Annotated in this window: 21 protein-coding genes and 1 tRNA gene; 15 read left to right on the forward strand and 7 right to left on the reverse strand. The window is 71.9% G+C overall.

Annotation, left to right across the window (positions count from 1 at the left end; all coding sequences use genetic code 11):
* Positions 1–94 precede the first annotated feature (94 nt).
* On the reverse strand, positions 95–2,476 hold the full coding sequence (locus tag GCU67_RS13075) for a beta-xylosidase/alpha-l-arabinosidase (RefSeq protein ID WP_338104989.1): 2,382 nt from the start codon (positions 2,474–2,476) through the stop codon (positions 95–97).
* A 91-nt stretch (positions 2,477–2,567) separates the two neighbouring features.
* Positions 2,568–3,566, reverse strand: a complete 999-nt coding sequence (locus GCU67_RS13080; RefSeq protein ID WP_163611670.1) for a substrate-binding domain-containing protein — start codon at positions 3,564–3,566, stop codon at positions 2,568–2,570.
* Between the two features lie 308 nt (positions 3,567–3,874).
* Between GCU67_RS13080 and GCU67_RS13085 the strand changes: the two genes are divergently transcribed.
* The 12 genes from GCU67_RS13085 to GCU67_RS21365 all read left to right on the forward strand — a co-directional run bounded on the left by GCU67_RS13085 (position 3,875) and on the right by GCU67_RS21365 (position 15,302).
* Positions 3,875–5,200 carry an ABC transporter substrate-binding protein gene (locus GCU67_RS13085; RefSeq protein WP_211661328.1) on the forward strand — a complete coding sequence of 442 codons (1,326 nt, stop codon included), beginning with the start codon at positions 3,875–3,877 and terminating at the stop codon, positions 5,198–5,200.
* A gap of 42 nt (positions 5,201–5,242) precedes the next feature.
* The gene (locus GCU67_RS13090; protein WP_163611671.1) at positions 5,243–6,121 is read left to right on the forward strand and encodes an ABC transporter permease subunit; all 879 of its coding nucleotides are present in this window, start codon (positions 5,243–5,245) and stop codon (positions 6,119–6,121) included.
* Positions 6,118–7,029: an ABC transporter permease subunit gene (locus tag GCU67_RS13095; protein WP_163611672.1), complete on the forward strand. Its 912-nt coding sequence runs from the start codon at positions 6,118–6,120 to the stop codon at positions 7,027–7,029. The genes GCU67_RS13090 and GCU67_RS13095 overlap by 4 nt, the downstream gene beginning before the upstream one ends.
* A 58-nt stretch (positions 7,030–7,087) precedes the next feature.
* Positions 7,088–8,275, forward strand: a complete 1,188-nt coding sequence (gene xylA / locus GCU67_RS13100) for a xylose isomerase (RefSeq protein ID WP_163611673.1) — start codon at positions 7,088–7,090, stop codon at positions 8,273–8,275.
* Positions 8,276–8,312: 37 nt separating this feature from the next.
* On the forward strand, positions 8,313–9,743 hold the full coding sequence (gene xylB / locus GCU67_RS13105; protein WP_163611674.1) for a xylulokinase: 1,431 nt from the start codon (positions 8,313–8,315) through the stop codon (positions 9,741–9,743).
* Positions 9,744–9,849: 106 nt separating this feature from the next.
* A complete protein-coding gene (locus GCU67_RS13110; protein WP_163611675.1) occupies positions 9,850–10,923 on the forward strand; it encodes an ABC transporter ATP-binding protein in 1,074 nt (357 codons plus the stop codon).
* Positions 10,920–11,837, forward strand: coding sequence for an aldose epimerase family protein (locus tag GCU67_RS13115; protein WP_163611676.1), 918 nt, complete (start codon positions 10,920–10,922; stop codon positions 11,835–11,837). Before GCU67_RS13110 ends, GCU67_RS13115 begins: the two co-directional genes overlap by 4 nt.
* Before the next feature lie 206 nt (positions 11,838–12,043).
* Entirely contained in the window at positions 12,044–12,406 is a 363-nt protein-coding gene (gene aroH, locus GCU67_RS13120; RefSeq protein ID WP_163611677.1) for a chorismate mutase, read from the forward strand.
* A 196-nt stretch (positions 12,407–12,602) separates the two neighbouring features.
* A complete protein-coding gene (gene cmk / locus GCU67_RS13125) occupies positions 12,603–13,295 on the forward strand; it encodes a (d)CMP kinase (RefSeq protein ID WP_163611678.1) in 693 nt (230 codons plus the stop codon).
* Positions 13,292–14,659, forward strand: a complete 1,368-nt coding sequence (gene der, locus GCU67_RS13130) for a ribosome biogenesis GTPase Der (protein ID WP_163611679.1) — start codon at positions 13,292–13,294, stop codon at positions 14,657–14,659. Before cmk ends, der begins: the two co-directional genes overlap by 4 nt.
* A gap of 90 nt (positions 14,660–14,749) precedes the next feature.
* Positions 14,750–14,823: transfer RNA gene (locus GCU67_RS13135), tRNA-Pro, on the forward strand.
* A gap of 326 nt (positions 14,824–15,149) precedes the next feature.
* Complete coding sequence (locus tag GCU67_RS21365; RefSeq protein WP_211661329.1) at positions 15,150–15,302, forward strand: hypothetical protein; 153 nt, start codon at positions 15,150–15,152, stop codon at positions 15,300–15,302.
* A gap of 440 nt (positions 15,303–15,742) precedes the next feature.
* On the opposite strand, the gene GCU67_RS13145 is transcribed toward GCU67_RS21365, so the two are convergent.
* The 5 genes from GCU67_RS13145 to GCU67_RS13165 all read right to left on the reverse strand — a co-directional run bounded on the left by GCU67_RS13145 (position 15,743) and on the right by GCU67_RS13165 (position 17,858).
* Entirely contained in the window at positions 15,743–16,150 is a 408-nt protein-coding gene (locus GCU67_RS13145) for a four-helix bundle copper-binding protein (RefSeq protein ID WP_163611680.1), read from the reverse strand.
* Positions 16,151–16,375: 225 nt separating this feature from the next.
* Positions 16,376–16,720 (reverse strand): DUF1622 domain-containing protein, encoded by a 345-nt coding sequence (locus tag GCU67_RS13150; protein ID WP_211661330.1) that lies wholly within the window; start codon positions 16,718–16,720, stop codon positions 16,376–16,378.
* Entirely contained in the window at positions 16,717–17,121 is a 405-nt protein-coding gene (locus tag GCU67_RS13155) for a DUF1622 domain-containing protein (protein ID WP_163611681.1), read from the reverse strand. Before GCU67_RS13155 ends, GCU67_RS13150 begins: the two co-directional genes overlap by 4 nt.
* 28 nt (positions 17,122–17,149) lie before the next feature.
* A complete protein-coding gene (locus GCU67_RS13160; RefSeq protein WP_163611682.1) occupies positions 17,150–17,398 on the reverse strand; it encodes a hypothetical protein in 249 nt (82 codons plus the stop codon).
* A 130-nt stretch (positions 17,399–17,528) separates the two neighbouring features.
* Positions 17,529–17,858, reverse strand: a complete 330-nt coding sequence (locus GCU67_RS13165) for a hypothetical protein (RefSeq protein WP_163611683.1) — start codon at positions 17,856–17,858, stop codon at positions 17,529–17,531.
* Positions 17,859–19,051: 1,193 nt separating this feature from the next.
* Here GCU67_RS13165 and GCU67_RS13170 point away from each other — a divergent pair.
* The 3 genes from GCU67_RS13170 to GCU67_RS13180 all read left to right on the forward strand — a co-directional run bounded on the left by GCU67_RS13170 (position 19,052) and on the right by GCU67_RS13180 (position 20,322).
* A complete protein-coding gene (locus tag GCU67_RS13170) occupies positions 19,052–19,246 on the forward strand; it encodes an MFS transporter (RefSeq protein WP_163611684.1) in 195 nt (64 codons plus the stop codon).
* Positions 19,243–19,782 carry an MFS transporter gene (locus tag GCU67_RS13175; protein ID WP_163611685.1) on the forward strand — a complete coding sequence of 180 codons (540 nt, stop codon included), beginning with the start codon at positions 19,243–19,245 and terminating at the stop codon, positions 19,780–19,782. The genes GCU67_RS13170 and GCU67_RS13175 overlap by 4 nt, the downstream gene beginning before the upstream one ends.
* Before the next feature lie 219 nt (positions 19,783–20,001).
* Positions 20,002–20,322 (forward strand): hypothetical protein, encoded by a 321-nt coding sequence (locus GCU67_RS13180; protein ID WP_163611686.1) that lies wholly within the window; start codon positions 20,002–20,004, stop codon positions 20,320–20,322.
* Positions 20,323–20,801 lie beyond the last annotated feature (479 nt).

Genomic DNA, 20,801 nt, shown 5'->3' on the forward strand with positions numbered 1-20,801 from the left:
GCTGAGCAAGCTCACCGCGGGGCCCGGAAGGGGGCCGAACGCACACCGCCGGTGTCCCCTGGAGGGGACACCGGCGGTGTGCGTTGCGGGGTGATCAGAGCGCGGTGACCTCGACCGGGGTGGTGAGGACGCGGTCGACGCCGACGACGCGGTCCGGGCCGGTGACCCGGACGGTGGCCTGCAGCGGCAGGTCCGTGCTGGAGGTGCCGACCTGCAGCACCAGGTCACCGGACTCCACGATGCGCGTCAGCTCCCGGCCGGTGAACGACGTCCGGTCGGCGTGCAGCGCGAAGGAGACCCGCGCGCCCGCACCCGCGGCCAGCTCGACCCGGGCGAAGCCGGCGAGCTGGGTGACCGGGCGGACCACGCTGGCGACCGGGTCGTGCAGGTACAGCTGCACGACCTGGGCGCCGTCCCGCTCACCGGTGTTGCGCACCGTAGCCGAGACCGTGACCGAGCCGTCGGTGGCCAGCTCCTCGGTGACCGCGCCGTCGACGCCGGTGACCTGCAGGTCGATCAGCGCGAAGGTCGTGTACGACAGGCCGTGCCCGAAGGGGAAGGCCGGCGTCGGGTCCGCGGAGCTGATCCCGCTCTGCGCGCCCAGGATCGGGTGCAGGTAGGTGGCCGGCGACCCGCCCGGGGTGGCCGGCACCGAGACCGGCAGGCGCCCGGAGGGGTTGACCCGGCCGCTGAGCACACCGGCCACCGCGCCGGCGCCCTCCTCGCCCGGGAAGAACGCCTGGACGATCGCGGCGGCCCGGTCGACGACCGCGCCCAGGGCGTAGGGCCGGCCGGTGAGCAGCACGACCACGACCGGCTTGCCGGTGTCCAGCAGCCCATCGAGCAGCTCACCCTGCAGGCCCGGCAGGCGCAGGTCGTCGGCGTCGCAGCCCTCACCGGAGGTGCCGCGGCCGAACAGCCCCGCGACGTCACCCAGGACGGCGAGGACGACGTCGGACTCACCGGCGACGCGCACCGCCTCGTCGATGCCGCTGCGGTCCAGTTCCTGCACCGGCACACCGCGGGCGGTGGTGACCGCGGCGTCGGGGAACTCGGTGCGCACCGCGTCGAGCAGCGTGGGCAGCTCGATGCCCAGCGGCATGTCCGGGTGCTGCACGCCGACGTGGTTGGGGAAGGCGTAGCAGCCCATCAGCGACAGCACCTCGTCGGCGGCCGGGCCGACGACGGCGAGCTTCTGCGGGGCCCGCAGCGGCAGCACCGAGGCGCGGTTGTCCAGCAGGACGACGGAGCGCTCGGCCAGCGTGCGGGCCAGCGCCCGCATGTGCGGCGGGTCGAAGTCCAGGGTCTCCGCGCCCTCGCGCAGCGCCGCGGGCTCGGGGTCCCAGCCGGCGTCGAGCAGGCCCAGCTCGCCCTTCTGCAGCAGCACCCGCTCCAGGGCCCGGTCGATGACGTCCATGCCGACCTCGCCGGAGCGGATGCGCTCCAGCAGCGGCTCGCCGTAGCAGCGCACGGTGGGCAGCTCGACGTCGATGCCGGCCCGCAGCGCCTGCACGGCGGCGTCACCGGGGGAGGAGGCCACGCCCTGGGTGGTCTCGAGCATGGAGACGGCGAAGTAGTCGGCGACCACGACGCCGTCGAAGCCCAGGGTCTCCCGCAGCAGGCCGGTCATGAGTGCGGGGTCCGCCGCCGGGGGGAGGCCGTCGACGGCGGCGTAGGAGTTCATCACCGAGCGGGCACCGCCCTCGCGCAGCGCGGTCTCGAACGGCGGCAGCACGATGTCGGCGAAGTCGCGCGGGCCCAGCCGCACCGGGGCGTGGTTGCGGCCCGAGCCCGAGCCGGAGTAGCCGGCGAAGTGCTTGAGGGTGGCGACGATCCCGGAGCTCTCCAGCCCGCGGGTGTAGGCCGAGCCCAGGACGGCGACCAGGTACGGGTCCTCGCTGATGGTCTCCTCGGTGCGGCCCCAGCGGTGGTCGAAGCTGACGTCGAGCACCGGGGACAGCCCCTGGTGGACACCGACCGAGCGCATGAGCTCACCGATCCCGGCGGCCATGGTCTCCACCGAGGCGGTGTCGAAGGAGGCGCCCCAGGCCAGCGGGGTCGGGAAGACGGTGGCCTGCCAGGCGGTGAACCCGGTCAGGCACTCCTCGTGCGCCACGGCCGGGATGCCCAGCCGGGAGTTGGCGACCAGGTCGCGCTGGGTCTGGGCGAGCACCCGGGCGCCGGTGAGCGGCTCGACCGGCCCGGTGCCGAAGACACGGGTCAGCTGGCCCAGGCCGGGCCGGGTCAGCTCCTCCCACGGCGGGAGCGGCTCGGAGAACTCGTGCTGGTTCGGGGCCACCTCCTCGCCGTCGGAGATCGTCGTCCAGATGCCGTAGAGCTGGGCGACCTTCTCCTCGAGGGTCATCACGTCCATCAGGGCGCGGACGCGCTCGGGCAGCGGACGCGCGGGGTCGGCCCACACCTCGGCGGCGGGGGCGCCCGGGTCGAGGTCGGACGGGGACGGTGACGAGGTCACGGGACGGGCTCCTGGAGTCGGTTCGGGCGCCGGAGGAGGCGCGGGCCGGTCGCCGGTGTCGGCGCCGGAGGGGAGGGGACGAGGACGGTGGTCAGCGGCGCGGGGGAGCGGTGGAGGCGCGGGTGACCAGGTGGGTGGCCAGCTCCATGCGCTGGCTGCCGAGCACCCGGCCGTCGATCAGGTCGTGCAGCATCCGGCCGGCCATCCGCCCCATGTCGGCCAGCGGCTGGCACACGGTGGTCAGCGGCGGCGAGGACCAGCGGGCCATCGGCAGGTCGTCGAAGCCGACCACACTCAGGTCGTCGGGCACGGAGAGCCCGGCCTGGCGGGCGGCCTCCATGACGCCGAAGGCCTGCTCGTCGCTGCCGGCGAAGATCGCCGTCGGCGGGTCGGGGAGGGCCAGCAGCGACTGCGCCTGGTCGTAGCCGCCCTGGTGACGGAAGGTGCCGTGCACCACCAGGGCGGGGTCCACGGCGATGCCGGCCCGCTCCAGCGCCGCGCGGTACCCGTCGATGCGGGCCCGGCTGCACAGGTAGGCCTGCGGCCCGCCGACCACGGCGATCCGGCGGTGACCCAGCTCGACCAGGTGCTCGGTGGCCGCCAGCCCGCCGGCCCAGTTGGTCGCCCCGACGCTGGGCACGTCCTGGCCGGGCATGTCGACCGGGTCGATGACCACGACCGGCAGCCGGGACCGGCCCAGCCGGCGCTGGTCGGCCGCGGTGAGCCGGGAGGTGACGACCAGTGCGCCGCGCCGTCCGCCGGCGACCAGTGCCTGCACCCAGTCGACGTCCGACGTCCGGGACTGGGAGGAGACGACGACCTCCAGGCCGCTCTCGGTGACCCCGCGCAGGATCTCCACGGCCCAGGGGCTGTCCAGTGCGGTGAAGACGACGTCGACCAGCAGGTCCTCGGCGGGGCGGCGGGTGACCGGCACGTAGTTGTGCTGGTCCAGCAGCTGCTGCACGTGGGCCCGGGTGGTGGGGGCGACGTCGGCCTTGCCGTTGACGACCTTGGACACGGTGGGCAGCGAGACCCCGGCAGCTGCGGCGATGGAGGCCAACGTCGGTCGGCCCAGCTGGTGCGGTGGCACTGGACGGCCTCCCGGTCCGTTTGCGGTGGCGGCTGGCGCACGAGCCTGCCCCCGGCAGGACCGGTGCGGTCAGGCCGGCGTCGCTGTCGGCGTGACGCGGACGTTATCGAAACTTTCGGTACTTGGATAGTCTCCACACCCGGAAAGCGGCTGATCCGCGGGCTGATGCGGTGGCCGGGAGGTCACGGTTCGGACACGTCAACTCAAGCCTGGCGCCGCCGTTGACAGGGGCCGGTGACGTGGCTTACGTTCTCGCAACTGCTCGAAACTTTCGGTTTTCAACGACGAAACAGGAAGGTGGCGGTGGGATGTCCCCCCGGCGTCTGACCAAGGTGGCCGTGTCGGCCACCACCCTTGCTCTGCTCGGCTCGATGGCAGCCTGTGGCTCCGACAACACCGCCGGTGGTTCCGGTGGCGGTGAAGGCGGCGGCACGGCTGACGTGTGGGCCCTGCAGGACACGTCCCTCAACCCGATCGAGGAAGCCTCGATCCAGCGCTACAACGACGGCGAGGGTCCGGGCTCTGTGAAGCTCTCGACCTTCGGCAACGACCCGTACAAGCAGCGGCTCCGCACGGCGATCAACTCGCCCCAGGCGCCCGACGTCTTCTTCAACTGGGGCGGTGGCTCCCTCAAGGAGTACGTCGACGCCGGCAAGATCGAGGACCTCACCCCGATGCTGGACGAGAACCCCGAGCTGAAGGAGGCCTTCCTCCCCAGCGTGCTCGCCGGTGCCGAGATCGACGGCAAGCAGTACGGCCTGCCGATGCGCGGTGTCCAGCCCGTCCTCATGTTCGGCAACCTCGAGGTCCTCAAGGCCAACGGCATCAACGAGATGCCCGCGACCTGGGAGGACCTGCTCGCCGACGTCGCGACCCTGAAGGGCGCCGGCCTCAAGACGCCGATCGCGCTGGCCGGTTCGCAGCCGTGGACCGAGCTCATGTGGGCGGAGTACCTCCTCGACCGCGTCGCCGGCCCGGAGGTCTTCCAGGCCATCCGTGACGGTGAGGGTCAGGGCTGGAACGACCCCAAGGTCCTCGAGGCCATGACCATGCTCAAGCAGCTCATCGACGCCGGTGCCTTCGGTGCGGCCGAGGACTTCTCCTCGACCGGCTACGACGCCGGTGGCACCACGCAGCTGCTGGCCAACGGCGACGCGGGCTTCCACCTCATGGGCTCGTGGGAGTTCACCAACCAGCTGGGCACCAACCCCGACTTCGTCGAGGCGGGGAACCTGGGCTACGCGCCCTTCCCGTCGGTGCAGGGTGGCGCGGGTGACCCGTCGAACCTGGTCGGCAACGTGTCGAACTTCTACTCGGTGACCAGCGCGTCCCCGAACAAGGAGGCGGCCCTGGAGTACGTCAAGACGGCGCTGACCGACGAGACGTACGTGTCGGACCTGATCAAGGCCGGTGACGTCATGCCGATCGCCGGTGCCCGCGAGCAGCTCGCGGCCGCCGACAACGGTGAGTACCTCACCGAGATCTACGACCTCACCAGCGACGCGAAGAACTTCCAGCTCTCCTGGGACCAGGACCTGGCCGCCGACGAGGCGTCGAAGATGCTGACCGAGCTCAGCAACCTCTTCCTGGGTCAGCAGACCCCGGAGGGCTTCGTCGCCGCCATGGCTGGCTGATCCACCGTCCCATCCGCACGCTGACTACACAGAGGACCTGACGTGGCTGCCAAGGGACGAGAGCGTCCTTCCGGCTGGTACATGGTGCCGGTGATGACCTTCTTCGGGGTCTTCGCCATCCTGCCCATGGTGCTGGTCGTCTACCTGAGCTTCACCGACTGGGACGGCTTCGGTTTCCCCTCGCTCTCCGGAGGGGGCAACTGGTCCCGGATCCTCGAGGACCGTGAGGTCCGGAGCTCGCTGGTCTTGACGCTGGTGTTCATGGTCCTCGGCTGGGTCGTCCAGACCCCGATCGCGATGATGATCGGGGTCTGGGCGGCCGGGCGGCAGCGCAACCGCGCCGTCCTCAGCTCGATCTTCTTCCTGCCGGTGCTGCTGTCCACCGCGGCCATCGCGCTGCTGTGGAACTCGGTGCTGGACCCCAACTTCGGTCTCACCCAGCGACTGCCCTTCCTGGACCAGTTCAGCTTCCTGGGTGACCGCACGCTGGTCATCTTCACCGTGGCCTGGGTGCTGACCTGGCAGTACGTCCCGTTCCACACGCTGCTGTACCAGAGCGCGGCGCGAGGGATCCCGGTCTCGATCTACGAGGCCGCGACCATCGACGGCGCCGGGCGCTACAAGCAGTTCTTCAGCATCACGCTGCCGCTGCTGCGCTACACGCTGATCACCTCGACGGTGCTGATGCTGGTCGGGTCGGTGACGACCTTCGACACCATCCTGCTGCTCACCGGTGGTGGTCCCGGCACGGCGACCCGCATCGCGCCGCTGTACATGTACATCACCGGCTTCACCGGCTTCGAGTTCGGTTACGCCAGTGCCATCGCCGTGGTCCTGCTGGTCTTCGGCGCCGGCCTGTCCCTGGCGGTCACCCAGCTCACCGGGTTCCGCAAGATGTCCAGCCAGCAGGAGGGCTCGTGAGCATCACCCAGTCCGGCACCCCGATGGCCACGCCGCCGGCCTCTGCCGGCCCGGCGGCGTCCGTCATCGGCCCGAAGCGCCGCAAGGTCGGCCGGGAGAAGCCCAACTACCTCGCCGGCGTGCTGTCGGTGATCTGGCTCGTCCTGGTGCTCGTACCGCTGTACTTCATGGTCAGCGGCAGCTTCCGCACCCGGCAGGAGTACCTGCGCGACAACCCGCTGAAGCTGCCCAGCGCCCCGACGCTGGAGAACTACGAGTCGGTCTTCACCGGTGGGTTCGGCCGGTACTTCCTCAACAACATCATCGTCACGGTGGGCACGGTCGCCATCGTGGTCGCGCTGGTGGTCCCGGCGGCCTACGCGGTCGCCCGGAACGCCTCGCCGATGGTCCAGCGCGGGTTCTCGCTCATGCTGATCGGGCTGGCCGTGCCCGCGCAGGCGGTCATCATCCCGGTGTACCTGCTGATCAACCAGCTCCAGCTCTACGACACCCTGCTGGCGATCATCCTGCCGACGGCGGCCTTCGCGCTGCCGGTGGCGATGCTGGTGATGACCAACAGCCTGCGGGACATCCCCGCCGAGCTCTACGAGGCGCAGACCCTCGACGGGGCCGGTCCGCTGCAGACGCTGCGCAACCTGGTGCTCCCGCTGGCCAAGCCGGCGATCACCACGGTGTCGGTCTTCACCGCGATGGGTGCCTGGAACGGCTTCCTGTTCCCCCTGGTGCTGACCCAGTCCCGCGAGCAGCGCACGCTCACCTTGGGGCTGCAGACGTTCTCCAGCCAGTTCGGCACCAACGTGCCGGGACTGCTCGCAGCCATCACGCTGTCCCTGCTGCCCATCTTCTTCGTCTACCTCTTCGGACGGCGATACCTGCTGGGCGGCCTGACGGCCGGCTTCGGCAAGTGACCCTCGTCCGACCCTGATCGAGCTCCCGAACCACACGCGACGTGAGAGGAACCACCTGATGACGACCCCCAAGGCCACCCCCGAGGACAAGTTCACCTTCGGCCTCTGGACGATCGGCTGGACGGCCCGCGACCCCTTCGGTGACGCCACCCGCGACGCCGTCGACGTGGTCGAGTCGGTGCACAAGCTCGCCGAGATGGGTGCCTACGGCGTCACCTTCCACGACGACGACGTCATCCCCTTCGGCAGCGAGGCCGCGGCCCGTGACGCGGTCATCGCGCGCTTCAAGGGCGCCCTGGAGGAGACCGGCCTCAAGGTCCCCATGGTGACCACCAACCTGTTCACCCACCCGGTGTTCAAGGAGGGCGGGCTCACCGCCAACGACCGCGAGGTCCGCCGCTACGCGATGCGCAAGGTCATGCGCAACATGGACCTCGCCGCCGAGATGGGTGCCGAGACCTACGTCCTGTGGGGTGGCCGCGAGGGCGCCGAGGTCGACATGGCCAAGGACCTGCAGGCTGCGCTCGACCGCTACGCGGAGTCCATCGACACCCTGGCCCAGTACTCCGAGGACAAGGGCTACGGCCTGAAGTTCGCCCTGGAGCCCAAGCCGAACGAGCCCCGCGGCGACATCTTCCTGCCCACCATCGGGCACGCGATCGCCTTCATCTCCAAGCTGGAGCACGCGCACCTGGTCGGGATCAACCCCGAGACCGGCCACGAGCAGATGGCGAACCTGAACTTCACCCACGGTATCGCCGAGGCGATCTGGCTGGGCAAGCTCTTCCACATCGACCTCAACGGCCAGCACGGTCCCAAGTTCGACCAGGACCTGGTCTTCGGCCACGGCGACCTGCTGCAGGCCTTCAGCACCGTCGACCTGCTGGAGAACGGCGGCCTGAACGGCGGCCCGTCCTACACCGGCCCCCGTCACTTCGACTACAAGCCGCTGCGCACCGAGGACATGGACGGCGTGTGGCGTTCGGCCCAGGCCAACATCACCACCTACCTCCTGCTCAAGGAGCGGGCCGCCGCGTTCCGCGCCGACCCGGAGGTCCAGGAGGCCATGGCCGCCGCCCGCGTCGCCGAGCTGGGCACGCCGACCCTCGGTGAGGGTGGCTACCAGGAGCTGCTCGACGACCGCTCGGCGTTCGAGGACTTCGACGCCGACGCCGTCGCCAAGCGCGGCGCCGGTGTGGTCCGCCTCGACCAGCTGATGATCGAGCACCTGCTCGGCGCTCGCTGATCAGGTCGGGTCGGGCTCGGGCGAGGAGAGGTCTGTCGTGACGCTGGTGGCCGGGGTCGACTCGTCGACCCAGTCGTGCAAGGTCGTGATCCGCGACGCCGAGACCGGCGCCCTGGTCCGGGAGGGCCGGGCGTCGCACCCCGACGGCACGGAGGTCGACCCGGCCGCCTGGTCGGCTGCGCTGGAGACGGCGATCGACGCGGCGGGCGGCCTGTCCGACGTCGCCGCGGTCGCCGTCGGCGGCCAGCAGCACGGCATGGTGTGCCTGGACGCCGAGGGCGAGGTGGTCCGTCCTGCACTGCTGTGGAACGACACCCGCTCGGCCCAGGCGGCCACCGACCTCATCGCCGAGCTCGGCCCGGGGGAGACCGGTCGCCGTGCGTGGGCCGACGCGGTCGGCCTCGTGCCGGTCGCGTCGTTCACGGTGACCAAGCTGCGCTGGCTGGCCGAGCACGAGCCGGCCAACGCCGAGCGCACCGCGGCGGTGTGCCTGCCGCACGACTGGCTCACCTGGAAGCTGGCCGGGGCGTCGGGTCTCGATGCCCTGGTCACCGACCGCGGTGACGCCAGCGGCACCGGCTACTGGTCCACCCACACGAACGAGTACCGCCCCGACCTGCTCGAGCGCGCGTTCGGCCGCACCCCGGTGCTGCCGCGGGTGCTCGGGCCGGCCGAGCAGGCCGGCACGGTCGCCGGCGGCGCCCTCGGCGCCGCCGGTGGCGCGCTGCTGGGCCCGGGCACCGGCGACAACGCCGCGGCCGCGCTGGGCATCAACGCCGAGCCCGGTGACGTGGTGCTGTCCATCGGCACCTCCGGTGTGGTCTCCACGGTGTCGAGCACGCCCAGCGCGGACCCCTCCGGCACCGTCGCCGGCTTCGCCGACGCCACCGGCAACTACCTGCCGCTGGTGGTGACGCTCAACGCCGCCCGGGTGCTCGACGCCACCGCGCGGCTGCTCGGGGTCGACCACGAGGAGCTGTCCCGGTTGGCGCTCACCGCGCCGGCCGGTTCCGGCGGCCTCGTCGTCGTGCCCTACCTCGAGGGTGAGCGCACCCCGGACCGCCCGCGGTCCACCGGCGCGCTGCACGGGCTCACGTTGGCCACCTCCGACCCGGCGCACCTCGCGCGCGCTGCGGTCGAGGGGCTGCTGTGCGGCCTGGCCGACGGGCTGGAGGCCATCGCGGCGCTGGGCAACCCGGTCCGCCGGGTGTTCCTCGTCGGTGGCGGCGCGCGCTCAGAGGCGGTGCGCCGGCTGGCGCCGGCCGTCCTCGGCGTGCCGGTGCTCGTCCCGCCGCCGGGGGAGTACGTCGCCGACGGTGCCGCCCGCCAGGCGGCCTGGGTCCTGGCCGGGGGCAGCACGCCGCCGGTCTGGCCGGCCACCAGCATCGAGGTGTTCGAGGCCGACCCGGTCCCGTTCGTCCGGGAGCGCTACGCCGAGGTCCGCGACATGACCGCCGACCGGGTGTGACCTGCACTACCTCAGACGCTCGCGAGCGTGCATGATCAGCACCGCACCACCCCGTCCCACCCACTCGGATCGTCCGGCACGTTCCTGCCGGTAGGAGGACTTCACAATGGCGTCTGTCACCTACGACTCCGCAACTCGTCGTTACCCCGGGTCAGACCGGGCTGCCGTCGATGCGCTCGACCTGACGATCGAGGACGGCGAGTTCCTCGTCCTCGTCGGCCCCTCGGGCTGTGGCAAGTCCACGTCGCTGCGCATGCTGGCCGGCCTGGAGGACATCGACGAGGGCGCGATCCTCATCGGTGGGCGTGACGTCACCGACGTCGCCGCCAAGGACCGGGACATCGCGATGGTGTTCCAGAACTACGCGCTGTACCCGCACATGACCGTGGCCGACAACATGGGCTTCGGCCTGCGGATGGCCGGGGTCAACAAGAGCGAGATCAGCACCCGGGTCCGCGACGCGGCCAAGCTGCTGGACCTCGAGCCCTACCTGGACCGCAAGCCCAAGGCGCTCTCCGGTGGCCAGCGCCAGCGCGTGGCCATGGGCCGGGCGATCGTCCGCAGCCCGCAGGTCTTCCTGATGGACGAGCCGCTGTCGAACCTCGACGCCAAGCTGCGCGTGCAGACCCGCACCCAGATCGCCCAGCTGCAGCGCCGCCTGGCCGTCACCACGGTCTACGTCACGCACGACCAGGTCGAGGCCATGACCATGGGCGACCGGGTCGCGGTGCTCAAGGACGGGCTGCTCATGCAGGTCGGCAAGCCGCGTGAGCTCTACGACCACCCGAAGAACGTGTTCGTGGCCGGCTTCATCGGCTCGCCGGCGATGAACCTGTTCACCCTCGACCAGACCGACGGTGGCGTCTCCTTCGGCAACACCGTGCACACGGTCGGCCGCGACGTGCTGGGCCAGGCCGCGGGCAAGGAGGTCGTCGTCGGCATCCGTCCCGAGGACCTGGACATCGCCGACAACGGCCTCCCGATCGAGGTCGACGTCGTCGAGGAGCTGGGTGCCGACGCCTACATCTACGGGCGCACCCTGGTCGGCAACGGCGAGCAGCAGATCATCGCCCGCGTGGACGGGCGTCGTCCCCCGGCCAAGGGCGACCGGCTGTCGGTCCTGCCCCGCCAGGGCCACGTGCACCTGTTCGACCAGGTCAGCGGCGAGCGCCTCGGGTGACGGTGCTGCCCACCGGCGAGCAGTACACGCTGCGCTCGGCCGGCGCCGAGGCCGTCGTCACCGAGGTCGGCGGGGGCCTGCGGAGCTACCGCGCCGGTGGGCGGGACCTGGTCGACGGGTTCGGCGAGCAGGACATGGCCCCCAATGCGCGGGGCCATGTCCTGGCACCCTGGCCCAACCGGCTGCGCGACGGCCGCTTCACCTGGGACGGCGAGGAGCACGAGACGCCGGTCTCGGAGCACGAGACCGGCAACGCCATCCACGGTCTCGTGCGGTTCGTGGCCTGGCAGGTGGTGGAGCGCTCGAGCGAGCGGGTCGTGCTCGAGCACCTGCTCCACCCCCAGCCCGGCTACCCGTGGACGCTGCGGCTGCGGGTCGCCTACGAGCTGTCCGCGGCCGGGCTCCGGGTGGAGACCACGGCCACCAACGAGGGTGACCGGGCGCTGCCGTACGGGGAGGGGCACCACCCCTACCTGGCGGCCGGCGCCGGGCTGCACGTCGACGACTGCACGCTGGTCGCCCCCGGGCGCACGCGGCTGGAGACCGACGAACGGGCCATCCCGACCGGTGCGGTCGACGTCGTCGGCACCCGCTACGACCTGCGGTCGGGGGCGGAGGTGGGCGACCTGCTCATCGACCACGCCTTCACCGACCTCGAGCGGGACGGCGACGGCCTGGCCTGGGTGCGGCTGACCGCTCCCGACGGCCGGGGTGTGGCGGTGTGGATGGACGAGGCCTACGGCTACCTGCAGCTGTTCACCGGCGACGTGGTGCCCGAGCCGCGGCGTCGGGAGGGGCTGGCCGTCGAGCCGATGACCTGCCCGCCGAACGCCCTGGCCACCGGGGAGGCCGTGCTGCGGCTCGAGCCGGGGGAGTCGACGACGGCCGCGTGGGGGATCGCCCCGCTGGGCTGACGCCCGCCGTCCCGGTGCCCGGGTCCGGCCTCCGCGAGGAGCTGGGACCCGGGCACCGGTGCGTCCGGACCGAGGACGTCCCGTGGCCTCCCGCGGTGCCCGGCTGCCGGGGTGCCCGCCTGCTGGCGCGGCGGGGTGGCGCGGCCTCCTTAGACTCGACCGAGGTGCCCGGCGATCCAGGTACCGCATCGATCGAGGAGAGTGCTGTGGCCGTCCGAGCCATCCGGGGTGCGACGCAGGTGGCCGCCGACGACCGCGACGAGGTGCTGGGCGCCACCCGCGAGCTGGTGAGCGCGGTGCTGGAGCGCAACCAGGTCGACCCCGCCGACCTGATCAGCATCCTGTTCACCGCGACCCCCGACCTGGTGTCGGAGTTCCCCGCGCTGGCCGCGCGCGAGCTGGGCCTGGGCGACGTGCCGCTGATGTGCGCCACCGAGATCGCCGTTCCGCACGCCCTGCCGCGGGTGCTGCGGCTGATGGCACACGTGGACACGCCCCTGCCCCGCGCCGACGTCCAGCACGTCTACCTGCGCGGGGCCGTCGCGCTGCGGCGCGACATCGCGCAGTGAGTGAGCATCGAGTGAGCGCCAGCGAGCGAGGCGCGGAGCGAACGGCTGCTGCGCAGCGGCCCAGCGCAGTGAGTGAGCATCGAGTGAGCGCCAGCGAGCGAGGCGCGGAGCGAACGGCTGCTGCGCAGGGGCCCAGCGCAGTGAGCACCGAGTGAGCACAGAACAGGCACCAGGGACAGTGAGTGGAGTGGACGTCGTGAGTGCAGAGCAGTTCCGCGGTCAGGTGACCCTCGACGGGCCCTCGGGCACGGGCAAGTCCAGCGTCGCCCGCGACGTGGCGACCCGGCTGGGTGCCGCTTACCTGGACACCGGCGCGATGTACCGCGCCGCGACCGTCGCGGTCCTGGACGCCGGGGTGGACCTCGACGACCCCGAGGGCATCGCCCGCGCCGTCGGCGCCGCCGACATCCAGGTCGGGACGACGGCGGACACCGAGACCGTGACCGTGGACGGCGTCGACGTGGCCGAGCGGATCCGTGGCGCCGAGGTCACCCGCACCGTCTCGCCGGTCTCCGCCGTCCCGGCCGTGCGCCGGCTGCTGGTGGACCGGCAGCGCTCGCTCGTCGCCGCCGCCGACGCGGTCGTGGTGGAAGGCCGGGACATCGGCACCGTGGTGCTGCCCGACGCGACCGTGAAGATCTACCTGACCGCCGCCCCCGAGGCGCGGGCGCAACGGCGGGCCGGCCAGCTCGGCGTGACCGACGCGGCCCGGATCGCCGAGATCGCCGCCGACCTGCGCCGCCGGGACGAGTACGACAGCAGCCGGGCCGACAGCCCGCTGCGCCCAGCTGCCGACGCCGTGGTCGTCGACAGCACCGGGCTGGACCGCGACGCCGTCGTCGAGCGTGTGCTCGACCTGGCGCGCACTGCAGTGGGAGAACTGGCATGAGCACCGACAACGACGCCCCCATCAGCGACGAGCCCACCGGGCCCCTCCCGGTGGTGGCCATCGTGGGACGCCCCAACGTGGGCAAGTCCACGTTGGTGAACCGGTTCCTGGGCCGCCGGGCCGCGGTGGTGCAGGACGTCCCGGGCGTGACCCGCGACCGCATCCCGTACCAGGCGCTGTGGAACGGCAAGAACTTCACCGTCGTCGACACCGGCGGCTGGGAGCCCAAGGCGACCGGCATGGCCGCCTCGATCGCCCGGCAGGCCGAGTACGCGATGAAGACCGCGGACGTGATCGTGCTCGTCGTCGACGCCTCCGTGGGCGTCACCGAGACCGACCTCGCGGCCGCGCGCGTGCTGCGCCGCAGCACCACCCCGGTGATCGTGGTGGCCAACAAGGTCGACGACGAGCGCGCCGAGGCGGGCGCGGCCGAGCTGTGGTCGCTGGGTCTGGGCGAGCCTTTCTCGGTCAGCGCGCTGCACGGCCGGGGGAGCGGTGACCTGCTCGACCTGGTCCTCGACGCCATGCCCGAGGCACCCCGGGAGACCGAGAACCTGGGCGGCCCGCGCCGCGTCGCGCTGGTCGGGCGGCCCAACGTGGGCAAGTCCAGCCTGATCAACCGGCTGTCGAAGGAGGAGCGCTCGGTCGTCGACTCCGTGGCCGGCACCACCGTCGACCCGGTCGACTCCATCGTGCGGCTCAACGGCGAGGACTGGCGCTTCGTCGACACCGCAGGCCTGCGCCGGCGGGTCAACACCGCCAGCGGCACCGAGTACTACGCCAGCCTGCGCACCGAGGCCGCGATCGAGGCGTCCGAGGTCGCCGTCGTGCTGCTGGCCGCCGACGAGGTGATCAGCGAGCAGGACCAGCGGGTGATCACCCAGGTCATCGACGCCGGCCGCGCGCTGGTCATCGCCTTCAACAAGTGGGACAACGTCGACGAGGACCGGCACGCCCAGCTGGAGAAGGAGATCGACCGCGACCTGGCGCGCATCCAGTGGGCGAGCCGGGTCAACATCTCGGCGACCACCGGCCGCGGGGTGAACAAGCTGGCCGGGCACCTGAAGTCGGCGCTGGCCGGCTGGGAGACCCGGGTGCCCACCGCGGAGCTGAACACCTTCATCCGCACGCTGGTGCAGGAGACCCCGCCGCCGGCCCGGGGCGGTCGCGCGCCGAAGATCAAGTACGTGACCCAAGCCGACATCCGGCCGCCGCGGTTCGTCGTGTTCTCCACCGGGTTCCTGGAGGCGGGTTACCGGCGGTTCCTGGAGCGCAAGCTGCGTGAGCAGTTCGGCTTCCACGGCACGCCGATCGACGTCTCGGTCAAGGTCCGCGAGGGCCGGGAGACCGGCCGGCGCAACTAGGGCCGGAGTTCGGGCCGGGGAGGGCGTGCGGTAATCTCTCCCGGCAGCGATCGAGCGCACCGGCGGGTTCCCGCCGGGGGGTTCGGAGCTCGGGCTGTAGCGCAGCTTGGTAGCGCACTTGACTGGGGGTCAAGGGGTCGCAGGTTCGAATCCTGTCAGCCCGACAGAAGAAGTCGCAGGTCAGGGGCCGTTTCCGGGAGACCAGGAGCGGCCTCTGCTGCTTTCCCGGACGGTTTGACCACCATTTTGACCACCATTAGTCGACCCTAAGTTGCCTAGGAGGGCGTCGAGGGTGGCCACGGCGTCGCGGGAGACGTCGGGGGAGACCTGACCGCGCTGGCGGTCCTGCTGGCACTGTCCACCTGTCCGCGCTGCTCTTCCTCCCCGGGCGGCGAATCGCGTGCGTGGGCATCGACTCCCTGCTCGTGCTGGTGCTCTACACCGTCGGGGTCGTCGGGCTGGTGGCAATCGCCGGCGGCAACTGACGGCCTTGCTGCATGACGGGCTGATCGGCGACTGGCACCGCGCCTCCTACGCCGCCCTCAAGGCGGTCGCGCTGTTCGCCACGGCGGTGGTCGTCCTTCGGGTCACCGAGCGGCGAACGCTGGCCGAGCTTGTTCGCTCCTATGGGTGGCCGCGGTAGCGGTGGACGCGATCGTCGGCCGGACGGTCACCGCCGCCGATGCCGGGTGGCTGACGGGTGCGGCCGCGCTGGTGGCGCTGCTGCTGGCGTACGCCGCGGTCACCCGACTGCGGTTCCTGGCCCCAGTCCAGCGCCTGGTCGATCCGCCGTTGCGGGTCCTGGTGCGCGCCGGGCGGATCGACCGCCGGAGCCTGCGGCACTGCGGCCTGACCGACGCGACCTCGACGAGATGTTGCGCCAGCACGGCAGCGTGCACATCAGCGAGGTGCACCTGGCGATCTCTGAGGCCTAGGGATCGGTCGCCGTGGTCACCCGCACCAAGGTCGGCGGCTCCGCGGCGCCGGAGTAGGAGACCAGCGCCAGCCGGGAGCCGGGACGCGCGATGAGCTGGATCTGCGATCTGCCGCCTTCCGGCCAGACCGCGCCGCCCCAGCTCAGTCTCAGCCAAGCGAGCTGAGCAGGGTCCGGCACGCCTGCTCGCAGCGGCGGCAGGCCTCGGCGCACACCCGGCAGTGCTCGTGCATGTCCGCGTGGCTGCCGCACTCGTCGCCACACGCCTTGCAGGCTGCGGCGCACGCCTCGAGGACCGCTCGGGTGAGGTTGGCGTCGTAGCCGGTGTGCCGGGAGAGGACCCGACCGGTGGTGCCGCAGACGTCGGCGCAGTCGAGGTTGGTCCGGATGCAGGCGGTCAGCTCGGCCACCATGTCCTCGGCCAGGCAGGCGTCGGCGCACGCGGTGCACGCCTGGGCGCATTCCAGGCAGGCGTCGATGCAGGCGATCATCGCGTCCCGGTCGACGCCGCCGAGGTCTTTCGGGTAGGTCGTCAGCATCTGTGCGGCCATGGTCATGCGGGACCTCCATCGGAGCGGCGGGCGGGGGCTCGGCTGTCGGCCACGCCATTCGCCGTGGCCGTGCTCCTACCCTCACTCCGGACCCGTACTGCTCACGACGTCGATCCGCGATGTGCCCGAGCCCCGTACGCCCCTCGTCTGAGTTGCGGCCCGAGCGTTCCGACGCGCCGGCGAGCGGCTGGGCCCGGCCTCGAGGGTCCCCGAGGCGTCTGCTCGATCTGGTCAGCGGCGCCAGGCGGGCCTGAGCAGCCGGTCGACGACCATGCCGGGCCGCGGTCCGCTCCGGCCTGCGTCTTGGGTGCTCGTGGTCCAGTTGCGGGCGCCGATCCGCAGGCCGAACCCGATGAGGTGCCGCAGAGCGACGATGACGGCAGCGGTGGCGATGCTCTGCCAGCTCGGATCCCCGACCAGGCGCAACAGCCCGGCCGCCGTCAGCAGGTCCAGGAACACCGACAGCGCCAGGGTCGGCTTCCTGGTGGTGGCGAGGGTCAGCACCCCGGCCAGCAGTGCCGCGCCACTCAGCAGCTGGGCCATGAGGCCGGGCAGGGCGAGGAGCACGCCCGTCACGCAGGGTCGCTCGATCCGTGGGCTGATGTCGATCCGCTGCCTGTCCGCGCCCCCTTGGTCTCCTCGGCGACCTGCCGGCGCTCCTCGGCGATCTCCTTGCCCAGGAAGTAGTTCAGCGCCGTCCGGATGGCGGCGACCGCGGCCAGCTGCCCGAGTTCGCGGAAGCTCGGGGCGACGGCGGTCCGGAGCACGTCGCTGGCCAGCTGGAACTCCAGCCCCAGGGCCAGGAACCGCCCCAGGGTCAGGCGGACGGGGACGAAGGCACTGGTGTCGCGCCGGCGCAGCCCGACCCACACGAACCGGGCGAAGGCCCACACCGCGCCGATGATGATGACCGCCGCTCCGCAGGCCTCCACGATCGACACCAGCGCGTTGACGACGTCTTCCAGGAGTTCTTCCACGTCGGCTCCCTACCCGGCCGGGTTCGTCTCAGCCCGCCCGCCAGGATCGGTGCGGGAACAGGCGATCGGTCGCGGGTGCTCGGTCGCCCGTCGGTCGCCCCGGTACGCGCCGCCCCACCGTCACGCCGGCTTCGCGGCTCCTGACGGGCGGTCCAGCCAGGTGACGACGAGCGCGCGGCAGCGTCAGCGCGGCGAGCAGGGGGATGTCGGTCGCGACGAAGCCGAGCCAGCCGTCGGTGTTCGACCACAGCACCCCGATCGCGAGCAGCACGGGCACGGTGGGCAGGGCAGCCTGGACGGGGAAGCGGCGAAGCGGCGCAGCGGCCTGCCCAGCCGCCCGGCGGAGAGCTCCCGTGCGTTGCCCGGCGGAGAGCTCCCGTGCGTTGCCCGGCCGTCCGGTGGCGTCGTCACGCGTGGCCGAGCAGTCGTGCTTGCCGGCACCGTCGGCGACCACGCGGGCGGGCGACGACGTGACCGCCGTGGACGGGCTCGCGGTGGGCGTGCCCGTCGTGCTCGGTGTGGTTGCCGGAGAAGTGCGTCATCAGCGAGGGGGACACCTTGTTGAGCTCGGGCAGGACGCCGTCGCTCTTCTTCACTCTGCTGATCCACACGTCCTCGGGATGGGACTCCTGACCGGCGTGCACGTCCTCGGCGGTGCGCAGCTTGGCGACCTTGTGGATCAGCACACCGAAGCGGACCTTGGCCAGCACGTCGGCGGCGGAGTACGCGAGCTGCATGCCGGTCAGCGGGGACTCGCACCCTGGTCGTGGAGCCCGCCGCGGACCTCGGCCCGGTTGCGGGTCTCGCTGGGGATGGATCGGACGATGAGGTGTGCAACCATCCCTTCCGAGCGGGTACGGCATAGGCTGCTGTTCTCGCACGTGGGCGCCCTGGCCCGGAGGCTGTGGTGCCGTACGTTGATTGGCGGCGACTGATGGGCGCCTCGGTAGGGGCCTGGCAGGGGACATGGATAGCGCTGTCGCGCCTGCTGGAGGAAGCGTTACTTGCCTTCACCTGGACAGTGCTTGCGGCATTCTGCGTGGGCGGCGTGGCCTTGTCCTGCTACGGCCTTTACGCCGCGGGTCGGCACATGCTCCACGCTGCACCGGCGCGGCCTGGGCCGGTCGATGGCTCACCGGCACCGCGATTCGACGATGAGCTGGTGCAGCGGGAAGCGGCGCGTGGCATCGCCGCCCTGGAGTCGTGGCTGGGTCAGTCGTCGCCGGGGTCGACGGGAGGCGACGAGGCGGGATCGAGCGCCGATGGCTGACCGGAGGGCGGCTGGGCACGTGGGGAGCCCACTCCGGCGGCGGTGGGGCTGGAACCTTCGTCAGCAACGCATCGTGGTTGACATGCCATTGCACCGGGCTGAGTCGCCTCCGGGTCCATGGGGCGCCTCGAACGTGAGCTGACCCATCTGGTCCGCCGCCGGGCCCAGCCCGTCCACCTCGACACCGATGGGCCCGTGGAGCCCCTGGCGTGGAGCGGATACAGGATCTTGGGGTTCCTCAACGACGAGGGACCGACGCGGAACGGGTCGTTGGCGGCCCGCTTGCGCCCCGGCGCCCCGGCGCCTCGACGGTGAGCCGGCCCGTGGGCGGCCTGCAGCAGGCCGGGCTGATCCAGCGCGAGGCGGACCGCGAGAACGGGCGGCCTTCCTGCCGCGGCTGACATCCGCGGGGCGGCGCGCGGTCGCTGGGAAACGTCAGGTCCGGCGCAGTGCCGTGCGCGAGCTGATCGGCGGGTGGTCGATCGACGAGCAGGACACGTTCGCCGCGCTGCTGGAGCGGTTGAACGCAGGTCTCGACGGCAGGGTCGTCGACGCAGCGGCCGGCGGCGCGCCGTCGCCCACCGGCACCGACACGGACCGGTCAGCCGCAACCGCGGACAAGACTGGTCAAAGAGAGGTCGCGCGTATGAGCTCCTCCTCATGGTGGTCCTGCTCGCTGCCTCCATCGGCTCCTGGCGGGCGATCACGGCCACCGGTCGGTACAAGATCTTCCCGGTGGTCGGCCTCCTGATCGCAGCGGTCGGGCGGGGGTTGATGAGCCGGCTCGCCGTCGACACCTCCCTGGTGGTGGCCGGGCTGTACATGCTGGTCACGGGCGTCGCATCGGCCTGGTGATGCAGGTGGTGGTGCTGGCCACCCAGAACGCCGTCGAGCAGAAGGATCTGGGCGTGGCCACCTTCGCGGCGACGTTCTTCCGGTCACTGGGCGGCGCTTTGGGGGTGGCGGTGTTCGGCGCCCTGCTCACCCATCGCCTCGCCGACACCGTCCCGTCCCGCCTCGCCGAGGCCGGCGTCCGGGCCGACCGGATCGCCGGCGGGACTCCGACGCTGGGCAGCCCCGAACAGATCGGAGCGCTGCCCGAACCGGTGCAGACCGCCGTCATCACCGGCTTCGCCGACGCGCTGCAGACCACTTTCCTCGCAGCCGTGCCGTTCGCTCTGCTCGGGTTCCTCGTGCTGCTGTTCTTGCGGGAGACCCCACTGCGCGAGCACGCGCAGGAGCACACCACCGGGGAGAACGTCGCAGAGCCCTCCGAGACGGCGGTCGATCCGGACTGCGATCTCGGGCATGGCCCGGACGATGCCGCCAGCCGGATCGCTGTCGACGCTCGTGGGTCAGCCGTTGCGCGACTTGCGAAGGCGGAGCCATAGCGGCCTCTGCCGCCGGTCGTCGCGAGACCACCGGACCGGTCCGGCCACCCTGTATCTCCTGGGGCGGGGGCTAGCACTAGCGCCCATGTGCTGCCCGCAGACGGAACCCTTCCCTTTCGCACTGCACCGCGGGACCATGGTTGCGGTTCGCAACAGCCGGGTGTGACCCGCGGCGGTGTGAGGCTATGACCGGTCAGACCCCTGGAGAGAGGGGGGGTAGTGGAGCACCTCCTCCGAACCAGGCTGTACCTCTACACCCTTGCCTTGTGGCTGCTGCGCGCGGCCCACTTCCTGCTGTGGTGCCTGATGACCGGCAGCCTGGCCATGGGCGCGGCGTGGACAGGACGTCCCGCGGTGCTGACCGACTGGCTGGCGGCCGGGCCCCCGACCTGGCGACGACCGGGTCGCCAGCACGTCATGATCGCGCTCGAGGCGGCACGCGGGGTCGCCGCCATGGAATCGTGGATACGAGCCGGCTGCCCATCGGAGGCCGATCGGCCGGGGCGAGATCGAACTGAAGGGCCCAACAACTCCGACTGAGCGCGATCTCGTACGGAGGCGCGAACGCTCGGGAGTCGGCGGCGCCGGGCTCTCCCGGCCCGGGGCTTTGGCACTGGCGCTGCGAGCCGGACCCCATCCGCAGCTCGGCCGGCGCGGCCGTCACTCACGCCCGGCCGGCGGCCGGGACTCCCCACCGTTCATGCGCGGCCGGACCGGGCCCGCGTTCTCGCTCCCTCCAGCGGCCGGGGCTTACGCCCTTCACCGCCGAAAGGCACGGACGAAGGTCGAAGCATCCGTGTAGCCGAGCCGTCAGCGACCTGCTCGACGCTCAAACCGGCGGTCACGAGCAGCTCCTCCGCCAGGTGTTCCCGCGTCTGCTCCACGATGGCGCGGAAGGTGGTTCCCTCTTCCTGGAGCATCCGGGGCACGGTCCGCACGCTGACGTGCAGCTCGGCGGCGACCTCCTCCTGTCCGAGGACCCGGCCCCCGGTGGGCACCAGGAGGTCCCGCACGCGTCC

The sequence above is a fragment of the Modestobacter muralis genome (assembly GCF_010682105.1).
GTDB classification, from domain to species: domain Bacteria; phylum Actinomycetota; class Actinomycetes; order Mycobacteriales; family Geodermatophilaceae; genus Modestobacter; species Modestobacter muralis.